Genomic DNA, 9288 nt, shown 5'->3' on the forward strand with positions numbered 1-9288 from the left:
TTAATAAAACAATGGCTAAACCTTTTAAGTGGACTTACAAGGGTAAAGTCCTGGCTATCTAATAGTCTGTTTATTTCCGCCAAGCTGTACTAGTCTAAACTCCAGTTTTGAGGAAAAAGTGCCACAAGACGCCCGCCAATGAAAGATTTTCACACTTTGAAGAGACCTTCAAACGAGTCACGCTAAATCATCCCACCATTAATCGAAATCACCTGCCCGCTGATATAGCTCGCGCTTTCCGATGCGAGAAACCCGACCAGCGCTGCAACTTCTTTCGGCGTTCCCGCACGTTTCATCGGTACGATTTGATCGATCATGGTTTTGTCGAACACGGCGTCTGACATGGCGGAGGCGATGATGCCGGGTGCGACAGCATTCACGGTGATACCGCGGCTCGCGACTTCGATCGCCAATGATTTCGTCGCACCGTGTACACCGGCTTTCGCTGCTGCGTAATTGGTTTGTCCGCGATTGCCCGCGACGCCAGCGATGGAGGTGATGCTGATGATGCGTCCATAGCGTGTGCGGATCATCGGCATCAATAGCGGCTGTGTGACGTTGAAGAATCCGTTGAGTGAAACATCGATCACGGATTTCCATTGCGCCTCTTTCATGCCGGGCATGACTGCATCGTCAGTGATGCCGGCGTTGTTGATGATGATTTGAATTGCGCCGTTTGCCTCAACCCATTTCTCAAGCGTCGCGCGACATACATCTGCGTTCGTTACATCAAACTGTAGTGCTTCTGCATGGCCACCTGCTTGTTTGATTTCCGCGACAACTTCTTCAGCCTTCGCAAGATTATTATTGGCGTGCACGATAACGTGTAATCCATCGGCCGCCAAACGTTTGCAAATCGCGCGACCAATCTCGCCGCTACCGCCGGTGATCAATGCGTTTTTCATCCCACGATTCCTGTTGCGTTAGCGTCAATAAACACTGCGGCGCGACCTTCTGCACAAAGCGATGTGCCGGCATGAACCTGAAATGCGTACATCATCTGTGTTGCGTCACCCAGCAGGCGTGATGCAATGATGACCAGTGGTGTGTCTGCGGATTCGAGCGAGGCAACATAGCAAGTGACATCGCGAACGCTGACAAGATAGCCCACTTTTGGTTGGCCAAATGATGCAGCATTTGCGTTGGCATCTGTATTGGCTTCGGCGATCAACGCGCCGTGCATAGCCATTGCCTGCGCGGCATATTCAATCGCAGCAAGGGTTTCCAGAATACCCCCCTGCATGAGTGGATGATCGTCCGCATGGTGGTTGATCGCTTCGCATTGAATCTTTTCGTTGTCCCATCTGACCACGCGTTCGAGCAAACACATCGGCCCGCCGTGGGGAATGCGTGCTGCAATTTCCGATTTGGTAAGCGAGGTCTTCATCATTTATTGACGATATTTACCTGAATTTCCAACTGCGCGCCGTTAGTGCTCTCAATAAAAATTCGATCATTGCGATGAGCTGCAAGTGCAACAAGTAAAGGTAGGCTGCGTGCAGCGGGATTGAGGCGCCGAAATTGTTCGAGAGCAGTATCATTCATGGATGTCGAGACCGCATCGGGTTTCGCAATATCCACATCCAGGCTGAACTGCGCCGCTGCGCGCGTGGTAGCTGAAAGCAGCAGTGCAACAGAAAAGGCACCGCTGATGTGCTGGGCACCGTTTAATGGTTCGGGATAACGTAGATCGTGCGCCAGCAACAGCACCGGTTGCTCCGTCTTGTGGGCCTGTGCGATGGATTCCAGCAACCCGGCGGCAAAACTCGCATCGTACGCACAAAGGCTAGTTGAAGGCCACTCATTACGCGTGGCGATACCCCAATAGCCGGCTGGCGCGTTATGCACAGAGTTGTGAAATCGCGTCGGCGAAACGTCGCGTTCGGCAGAAGCAAGGGATTCGCCAATTTGATTGATGATTTCGCCGCTGCCCCCCGATGACGTGAAGACAGTGTAGGTATCCGCAATCGGTTGGTTGATGCTCTCTAGTGCTTCGCGCCCGGCACACAAAGCCAGTTTGATGATGTCACTGGTGCGTCTGCGTTCTGCCGGTGGCAGCCATTCAGGCGCAGGTAGAGGGATATCGCTTGCGAGATATGGCTGTTCGCCCCGCAAAACGGGTTGTGCCGTGTTCCAGTCAGGCAAACCGGTTGCGAACAGCCCAACGCTTTCGACAAACACGCGTGGCATTATGTGCACCGCCCAAGAATAATGCTGCAATTGCTGCCGCCAAAGCCGAATGAATTGCTCATCGCGTATTTTATTTCTGCCGCGCTGTTTTCAAACTGGTAGTTAATTGCAATATCGCTATCGAGATTGGCTGTGTTGAGGCTGCCCGGAATCATATGGCGCTCTAACACCATAGCTGCGATCGCAATTTCGGTGATCCCCGCCGCACCCAACGTGTGGCCCGTAAAACCCTTGGTTGAGCTCATCGGTATAGTGCGCCCGAACACCGCGCTTACTGCTACACCCTCAGCAGAATCGTTGTTTCTGGTAGCGGTGCCGTGCAGATTGATATAGCCAATGTCTTTGGGTGTCAATGCGGCATTTTTCAATGCCTGCGTCATGGCCTTTTGTGCGCCGCGTCCTCCGGGATGCGGCGTGGACATATGGTACGCGTCGCTGCTTTCGCCAACACCGAGCACGTCTATCCCCGCCGCATCGGCGGTGCGTTTCTCAAGCAACGCGAACCCTGCTGCTTCTGCAATCGAAATGCCATCCCGTTCTTTGTCGTACGGCCGACATGGCTTTGACGATACCAGGCCAAGCGAGTGAAAGCCATAAAGTGTAGTCAAACATAAGCTGTCAACGCCGCCAACGATCGCGGCGTCGCACATCCCAGCAGCGATCATGCGTTCGGCGCTACCAAACACTTTTGCGCTGGACGAACACGCCGAGGAAACCACAAACGCAATCCCACGAAGACCAAAGTAGGCGCAGACAAATGCGGCAAGTGAAAATTTATTCTGCGTTCCCGCGTAGTGAAAATCTGCTGGCAGGCCCCCGGTAGTTGCGTCGCGTTTTCGGTAGGCGAGTTCGGTTGAAAAAGAACCGGAAGTGCTAGTACCCAAAAACAAACCGATGCGCGACGCCCCGTAGCGCGCAATGGCTGTGCGTACATGATTGGCGAAATCATCTGTTTCAAGCGCCAACTGCGCCAACTGATTATTGCGACAGTCGAAATGGGAAAGGTCATTGCGAATGGCTGGCAGGGAATGTGCGGGAACTTCGCCTATGAAAGTATCAACGTCGGCGGTTTCAAAATTGCAGTGCTTTAAACCGCCCCTGCGATTGATGATGGCGTTCCAGATGGCATCATTGCCAGTACCGAGCGCGTTGGTGATGGTGTAGTGTGTCATACGTAGCGAGTTCAATGGTATTACCTTGTTATGGTGAAGAATCTGTTTGTGTTGAAATCGAGTGCGACTGTACAAAGGTATCCCACAGCGCGCGCCATACCGCCCACTCATGTCCGCCATCGATGGCGTGCACGCATGCCGGATTCAGGCGCGACTCGAGCATCCGGTGAAAATCGACGAAGCGGTCCTGTTTGCCGTACATAAGGTTGATGGGCAGAGCCGGTTTGGAAGCCGGATGGTATTTTTGGATCATGGTCCAAATGGAACGTTCATCCTTGTCTAGTAAGGGTTCTGGGTCCCATGTGGCAAGCCCACCAGCTGATTCAATCTCGGCATAGACACCGCGATTGCCGATGTAAGGTGCAATCAGCACCAATCCCCGCAGTGTTTTCCCGTATTGCTGCGCATACAACAACGATCCATACCCGCCGAGAGAAATACCACCCATCCAGATCGATCGATAGCCACGTGTTTTGGCGGGCATGACCACATCTTCGTGCAAACGCTTCCGCACGGTCATGCTAGTGAAATAATTTTGGTGGGCATCCACCGCTAGAATATCAGCGTCAAAATGGGCGGCGCGCGCAGCGTCGATACAGCCATTTTTTTCAAACGCATCATGCTGATCGCCAATCGGCGGCATCAAAATCAACAGCGACGAACTGCGTTTATCTGGTGTGGCGAGATATTCGATTTGCTCCATTGTCTCCATTGTCGGCGCGTCCGGGATCTTTCTGGATGTTGATGGTAAAGCATACATGGCATATTTGGTGTTGTCAATTATCGAACGTGATCGGGAATATACACAGCGAAAAAATCAGCGAAAGCACCGCGCCAATTGCAACCGTTCCGCCTATCGCCTGCAGCACGGGCATGGATGAAAACGCCAACACGCCAAATCCGAATACGGTCGAGAGATTGCACACCATCAAGGAGAGTGATATCAGACGTTGCAATCGTTGAAAATAAAGTGGCGTCACGTTTGATGCGATCGCGTTGTGTTCGCCAGTCAGCGTTAGCGTCTTCGCTTGCGGGATAATCAGCCATGGAATTCAAATATGCCCTTGGCCGCAATGGTACCCGAAACCGTGCATTCAAACGTGATCACCATCTGCGGTTTGTCCGGCGTGCCGTCTGTTGGCGTCAGCGAAATCGTCATGTCTTCACCGGGCACAACAGGACGTAAAAATTTTGCCTGGCGCAGTTTGTAGCCACCACGGTTCATTGGTTTTTCGTTTGCAGTGAGTGATGACCAGTTTGCGCGAATCGCCTGCACCACATCAACAAGAATGGTAACGCCCGGAATAATCGGGCATCCTACGAAATGCCCTTCGGTTGCTTTGTGGTTGGACAAGTACGAATGAAGAATTTCTATTTTACATTTTCGTCCACTCACAAACGTACTCCTGGACGCGATCAGTTGGCGAATGTCCTGCGCAATGATTTTGCCGGTTGCGTTGCGCGGCAAGGAATCAACCATATGCAGGGGCCGCGGCAAAAATGCGGGATCTATACGATCGCGCAATGACGCTAGAATGCGCTCCGCCGTGAGTGAGCGCGATACGACGAACGCCGTCAAACGCGCCGAGATACCGTCGCTGCACTCTTGCGGTGCCATGAACAGCCCGTCATCAACACCCGCAATGGAATTCAAATGAAAATTCAAATGCGCCAGTGAGGTACGCTTGCCAACAATATTAATCATGTCCCCGGTGCGGCCGAATAAACGGAAGGTATTGTCGCCGCAAATTTCGATCTCATCGTGAAGCCTGCGGGCATCGCCAACATGGCCGCCACCGACCCAGGTCTCGCTGCCACGGTTGCTGAGTTCTACATGCGGAAACAAGGTCCACAAATCACTGCTGGTGGTGCGTCTGGTCGCGACTGGCCCAGCTTCGGTGCAGCCATAAATCTCGCATACGATTGTCCGGAATTGCTGTTCTGCGCCTTGCGCCAGCAGCGGCGAAAGCGGTGCGGTAGCTGAAATAATCAGATCAATTTCAGGAAATCGCTCTTTCGATTCCAGCAACAATCGCAAGTGAAATGGTGTCGTAACCAGCACCCGTGGACGTGGCATGCGCGCGAGTGAGAGTGCCACATCGGCTGGATAAAAACTGTGATCGGTAGAAAAGGCCTGCCCGGTTTGCATCGGCAACATCACCGTCGATTCAAGCCCGTACGAGTGCTGCGCAGGCACCGTGCCAAGAATCACAACAGGCGCACCGCCACCCAGCGCGCTCAAGCCCAGCACCTGCGATTCGGCCCGCACACCCTGGCAAAGCGCGCCCCATGTCCGCTGATTGGGCACGTGATACCCGGTAGAGCCAGAGGTAAACAGCACAGCGGCGATTTGCTCTGCGGGAAAATGCGGTATCGATGTTGGGCAGTTATCTGCGCGATCATTTGTCACACCGAGCAACTCCGGCAGAAAAGCCGCGTTCTCAAAACCGCTGTCGTGGTGATCTACCAGCACGCAAATATCGCTGAATTGTTGTTTGAGTTGCTGCAATGTTTCAGCAGTGGTGTTGGGCGGCAGCAGACTGCGTGCGTCTCGCAACATGACCGCCATGAGTAACAAAGTGATGTGATAACGATCCGCGCAAATATTCAGGTAGTGTTTCGCTGGTGGTAAGTTTTTGGCAAGCGTATGGACATCACGCAAAAACTCTCTGGCCGTGATGACGACGCCTTTGCGGTAAGCGACAACGTGTGTGTCAATGGCATCGGGTGCACAAGCTATGAGCGGGAATACGGTAGTCATGTCAAGTTGCCCAGTTACAGCAAATAAGTCAAAAGTGCGCTCTATTTGGTACGGTTCGCTTCTATGTAAGCGCATAAATTGCGCACAGAGCGGTAGATGACCTTATTGTTTTGGTCATCGGATTTCATCTGAAGTCCGTAATGTTTCGAAATAGCCAGCGAGACTTCAAGAATGTCGATGGAATCCAGACCAAGTCCTTCTCCATAGATCGGCGCTTCAGGGTCAACATTGGCAGCAGCGATTTCGAGATTAAGCGTTTTTACCATCAACGTGGCAAGCTCAAGTTCGGCAGGATTCTGTGCAAAAATGTCGGACATGATGCAACAAAAATATTCAAATAACTATTATAGAACCCATTTGGGATCTGTGACGACGAGCTTAGATAAAAAATAAATGCCATACTCCAGTAGCTTAAGCGACAAAGAGTGGGAACTCATAGAACCATTACTGCCCCAAAAGAAAAAAACTAAACCACCTTTGTGGACAAAAAGAGAGATTCTGGATGGCATCTTCTATCAACTGAAAAACGGCTGTAATTGGTGTGAGCTGCCTAAAGACCTGCCTCCCTACTGAAGTGTATTCTGGCATTACAAGCAGTGGCGGGCTGAGGGAGTAATCGAACAGATGATGACGGCAATGCAAAACCAAGGTGCGTCAACAAGTTAAAAAAAACCAAAGTGGACGCGTTTGCTGATCATCGATTCGCAAGCGGTCAAAAATACGTGCAATGCTAGCGTCGAGTCCAAAGGGTTTTGTCATTACAAATGCACCAATGGCATCAAACGCCATCTCGCTGTCGATACTCTAGGGTTGCCGTTTTTTACTCAATGTACCAAAGCCAATATGTCCGACGATTAAGGCTTGATTGAACTGCTGGGCAATCACCTGGATTACTTTCGAGCCAAGCCTGTCAACATCCCCAAAATCACCATTCTGCTTGATCATGGGTATCACCCAGATCCCATCACCGCCGCCTTGCAAAACCTCTATCCCCAGATTATGACCAAGATTCGGTTTGAACTAGCAGCCAAGCCCATGAAAGCCGAAAAGGCAGCACTTGGTAAAACTGGATTTGTCCCAGTAGCAACTCGCTGGGGGAAGAGAACGGTCTAATTCTTGGATGGAACGGTGTAAAAGTTTGGTCAAAAATTTTGAGAGAACCCTCACCCATGCCACAGCAAAGCTCAACCTTTGTTTCATCAGATTGATGCTCAAACGGCTAGCTAACGAATAGATTCCAAATGGGTTCTATACGATTATACCTGGAGTTTAGACTAAGCCATGCAAAATGACTCAGCAGGGCTGAGTGAATCAGAGACTTAGCAAAAGTATGAATAATCTTAGGTATTAAATAGCAACGGATGGTTCTTTAGGGACTTCCAAAAAATAAAATCAGCAATAAATAGAATAATAATCATTTTTAAGGGGGGAGGGAAGGAGCAGCCAATGGCTGCTCTTTCCCTCCCCCAGTTGTAGTAAATTTAACTTACGTATTTCTTCGAGGGTGGCATCAATAATTTCTTCGACCGCCCCGGCTTGTTTATTCAACGTCCATTGCGGACACACATCTTATCTGAAAGAAAATAAAAGAAATCAATTAAAAGATCCTAGCGAATGGACAACTATTAAAGATACCCATCCAGACCAAAGGCTGATGACTGATGAACAGGCAGCAGAAATTCGATATCTGCTTTCACTCAATAAAAAGATAGGTAGCGGAGCCTTGGGACAAAAAGCTGATGCTAACAATCATTACCGAGAGTATGCTTATCAAGCGGGAATGATTTTTTGTGCAGAATGCGGCTCCAAATGTACTATTAAATACGCTCACAGCCAGAAAAAACAGTATTCTTACTATGGCTGTAGACATTCCCAATTAGGTTGTAGTAACTCTCGCTCAGTTGTCCGAAAAAAAATTGAAGATCATTTAATTAAAATTTTAGTTCGTCAGTCTCAGCTGCTTGCAGAGGTATCGTCCCTTGATGATGACTATATTTCATCCAACTCAGACCGAGTAAGCACATTACAAGCCAAGCTCAAAGCGGTGTCAGAAATTTCAGACTCCGATCCAGATTTGGAGAAATTTAAGCAGAAGCTACGTCAGCAGATTGCATCGGCGGTTAATTCATCTAGTTCAGATTACCTGAGTAATTGTACAGCTAGTGAAATTCTGCGGGCTGGGAACAATTTAGCTTTCTGGCATACGCTGTCTAACGACGAGAAAGTGGGAATTTTTCCCCGATTGGTTGATCAAATTTTTATCAACGATGGAGAAGTAAAATCGGTTGTTTTCATCGATGAGTAGACCTGTTTTTAAAGTCTATTTCCACTCAGGATTGTGAGAGCAGCAACCCATGTACTCTGTTTACAACATAGGGCATTGGGCATTGCTTGAGAGATTTTCATCTTTCCCTTGTGAGTGCAACTCATGGAGTCTCTTGTAAAAGTACATGAACTACTCTGTTTGGGGGAAAATCTAATACCTTTAACCCTTCTCCCAACCCCCCAACTGAACAAAAAGTTTAATTTCAGGACTAGGAGCGTATTAAAGATGATAAATTCTCTTGAACAATTTGAACTAAATAAACTTAGAACACAGATTGCTTATGCTATTGTGCTGAAAAAAGAGAATTTCCCGGAACCAGAGGTAATTGGTCGGCTTAACTGTCCCTTTTGTCAATCCCAGCAAGTTTACCAGCGGATGCGCCGCAAAGATGGTAATACCCATGTTTGTCGCCAATGCCGACACGACTTCTCATTGGAGTTGGTTGATGGGTGTAGATGTTGGTTTCCAGGAAAACTTGCCAAATGCCATGATTGTTCTCGCTTTCAAGCGATGCTACTGCTGCTCAAGGAAGCGAATGATGGTTTGCGTAATCTCAGTCGCCAAGAGTTAGAAAGCTTATTGTCCGATCTCTACAAACACTAAAATTCAATAGTCTTTGAGCCGAGATGCGCGACTTTCAATTCGTGGATCTCGGCTCAATCGCTAAAGCGATCGCTACTACCAATCACTAAGGGACTTCCCAAGTCTTAGAAATAGTAACTTTTTCAGCTTCGCTACAACACCCTAGTACAGTACGGCGTAAATAAACAGACCATATTAGTGGGAGAATAAATAATCAGGTTAAAACCAGTTTCGCAGAGCATATCAAGGAATCAGGG

12 protein-coding genes are annotated in these 9288 nt (G+C 49.3%); 4 read left to right on the forward strand and 8 right to left on the reverse strand.

Translation table 11 applies throughout. The annotated features are described in order from the left end of the window. Nucleotides 1-182 precede the first annotated feature (182 nt). From fabG to V7K36_RS18190, 8 genes are all read right to left on the reverse strand, one after another. Complete coding sequence (gene fabG / locus V7K36_RS18155) at nucleotides 183-905, reverse strand: 3-oxoacyl-ACP reductase FabG (protein ID WP_335117975.1); 723 nt, start codon at nucleotides 903-905, stop codon at nucleotides 183-185. Further along, nucleotides 902-1390 (reverse strand): hypothetical protein, encoded by a 489-nt coding sequence (locus V7K36_RS18160; RefSeq protein ID WP_335117977.1) that lies wholly within the window; start codon nucleotides 1388-1390, stop codon nucleotides 902-904. The genes fabG and V7K36_RS18160 overlap by 4 nt, the downstream gene beginning before the upstream one ends. Beyond that, on the reverse strand, nucleotides 1387-2190 hold the full coding sequence (locus V7K36_RS18165; protein ID WP_335117979.1) for a beta-ketoacyl synthase chain length factor: 804 nt from the start codon (nucleotides 2188-2190) through the stop codon (nucleotides 1387-1389). The genes V7K36_RS18160 and V7K36_RS18165 overlap by 4 nt, the downstream gene beginning before the upstream one ends. Further along, on the reverse strand, nucleotides 2190-3362 hold the full coding sequence (locus tag V7K36_RS18170) for a beta-ketoacyl-[acyl-carrier-protein] synthase family protein (RefSeq protein ID WP_335117981.1): 1173 nt from the start codon (nucleotides 3360-3362) through the stop codon (nucleotides 2190-2192). Before V7K36_RS18170 ends, V7K36_RS18165 begins: the two co-directional genes overlap by 1 nt. A 28-nt stretch (nucleotides 3363-3390) precedes the next feature. Further along, entirely contained in the window at nucleotides 3391-4065 is a 675-nt protein-coding gene (locus V7K36_RS18175; protein ID WP_335117983.1) for an alpha/beta hydrolase-fold protein, read from the reverse strand. A 77-nt stretch (nucleotides 4066-4142) separates the two neighbouring features. After that, on the reverse strand, nucleotides 4143-4409 hold the full coding sequence (locus V7K36_RS18180; RefSeq protein ID WP_335117985.1) for a hypothetical protein: 267 nt from the start codon (nucleotides 4407-4409) through the stop codon (nucleotides 4143-4145). Further along, on the reverse strand, nucleotides 4402-6123 hold the full coding sequence (locus V7K36_RS18185; protein WP_335117987.1) for an AMP-binding protein: 1722 nt from the start codon (nucleotides 6121-6123) through the stop codon (nucleotides 4402-4404). Before V7K36_RS18185 ends, V7K36_RS18180 begins: the two co-directional genes overlap by 8 nt. Nucleotides 6124-6164: 41 nt before the next feature. Continuing rightward, a complete protein-coding gene (locus tag V7K36_RS18190) occupies nucleotides 6165-6440 on the reverse strand; it encodes a phosphopantetheine-binding protein (RefSeq protein WP_335117989.1) in 276 nt (91 codons plus the stop codon). Between the two features lie 76 nt (nucleotides 6441-6516). Between V7K36_RS18190 and V7K36_RS34175 the strand changes: the two genes are divergently transcribed. The 4 genes from V7K36_RS34175 to V7K36_RS18205 all read left to right on the forward strand — a co-directional run bounded on the left by V7K36_RS34175 (nucleotide 6517) and on the right by V7K36_RS18205 (nucleotide 9052). After that, nucleotides 6517-6696: a transposase gene (locus V7K36_RS34175; RefSeq protein ID WP_442948480.1), complete on the forward strand. Its 180-nt coding sequence runs from the start codon at nucleotides 6517-6519 to the stop codon at nucleotides 6694-6696. 288 nt (nucleotides 6697-6984) lie between these two features. Continuing rightward, nucleotides 6985-7236, forward strand: coding sequence for a hypothetical protein (locus V7K36_RS18195; RefSeq protein WP_335117991.1), 252 nt, complete (start codon nucleotides 6985-6987; stop codon nucleotides 7234-7236). A 391-nt stretch (nucleotides 7237-7627) separates the two neighbouring features. Next, entirely contained in the window at nucleotides 7628-8428 is an 801-nt protein-coding gene (locus V7K36_RS18200) for a zinc ribbon domain-containing protein (protein WP_335117993.1), read from the forward strand. 246 nt (nucleotides 8429-8674) lie between these two features. Further along, nucleotides 8675-9052 carry a hypothetical protein gene (locus V7K36_RS18205; RefSeq protein ID WP_335117995.1) on the forward strand — a complete coding sequence of 126 codons (378 nt, stop codon included), beginning with the start codon at nucleotides 8675-8677 and terminating at the stop codon, nucleotides 9050-9052. The last annotated feature ends 236 nt before the right edge of the window (nucleotides 9053-9288 follow it).

The sequence above is a fragment of the Nostoc sp. genome, assembly GCF_036919555.1.
Lineage (GTDB): Bacteria > Cyanobacteriota > Cyanobacteriia > Cyanobacteriales > Nostocaceae > Nostoc.

Excerpts from the sequence above, each read along its gene's own strand:
- V7K36_RS18165 (WP_335117979.1), bottom strand. The coding sequence starts at position 2,190 with ATGCCACGCGTGTTTGTCGAAAGCGTTGGGCTGTTCGCAACCGGTTTG.
- V7K36_RS18190 (WP_335117989.1), bottom strand. The coding sequence starts at position 6,440 with ATGTCCGACATTTTTGCACAGAATCCTGCCGAACTTGAGCTTGCCACG.
- V7K36_RS18160 (WP_335117977.1), bottom strand. The coding sequence starts at position 1,390 with ATGATGAAGACCTCGCTTACCAAATCGGAAATTGCAGCACGCATTCCC.
- fabG (WP_335117975.1), bottom strand. The coding sequence starts at position 905 with ATGAAAAACGCATTGATCACCGGCGGTAGCGGCGAGATTGGTCGCGCG.
- V7K36_RS18205 (WP_335117995.1), top strand. The coding sequence starts at position 8,675 with ATGATAAATTCTCTTGAACAATTTGAACTAAATAAACTTAGAACACAG.
- V7K36_RS18175 (WP_335117983.1), bottom strand. The coding sequence starts at position 4,065 with ATGGAGCAAATCGAATATCTCGCCACACCAGATAAACGCAGTTCGTCG.
- V7K36_RS34175 (WP_442948480.1), top strand. The coding sequence starts at position 6,517 with ATGCCATACTCCAGTAGCTTAAGCGACAAAGAGTGGGAACTCATAGAA.
- V7K36_RS18170 (WP_335117981.1), bottom strand. The coding sequence starts at position 3,362 with ATGACACACTACACCATCACCAACGCGCTCGGTACTGGCAATGATGCC.
- V7K36_RS18180 (WP_335117985.1), bottom strand. The coding sequence starts at position 4,409 with ATGGCTGATTATCCCGCAAGCGAAGACGCTAACGCTGACTGGCGAACA.
- V7K36_RS18185 (WP_335117987.1), bottom strand. The coding sequence starts at position 6,123 with ATGACTACCGTATTCCCGCTCATAGCTTGTGCACCCGATGCCATTGAC.